The organism is Vibrio sp. 10N.222.49.C9, from assembly GCF_041474985.1.
Taxonomy (GTDB): domain Bacteria; phylum Pseudomonadota; class Gammaproteobacteria; order Enterobacterales; family Vibrionaceae; genus Vibrio; species Vibrio crassostreae_C.
In genome coordinates, this window is the sequence record NZ_JBFRVD010000145.1 from 1 (window position 1) to 299 (window position 299).

At 43.5% G+C, this 299-nt stretch carries 1 protein-coding gene; it reads left to right on the top strand.

Annotated elements, in window-relative coordinates; genetic code table 11:
* Positions 1-299 (top strand): helix-turn-helix domain-containing protein (locus AB4585_RS22420; RefSeq protein WP_372171016.1); only part of this gene is annotated, 299 nt, incomplete at both ends.

A 299-nucleotide genomic window follows, 5' to 3' on the forward strand; every position in this document is an offset into this window, starting at 1 on the left:
GCTAAGTGCCTTTGTGGTCTTGAAGCCGAAGCTATCCATGAGTATCAATGGCGTCATGTGAAAGAAGCCATGTTGCTCGGTGTTCCTGTTGAACTTTCCGTTCAAACACGAAGAATTAAGTGTCGTGACTGCGGCATAAAAACAGAGTCTCTATCTTGGTTAGAGCCTTATGCTCGTATAACGAAGCGCTTAAAAAGTTATATAGAACAACTGCTGCCTCTTCTTCCCATTAAGCATATCTCCCAGTTAACGAGCGTACATTGGCACACCATTAAAGAGATAGATAAACGCCGACTTCG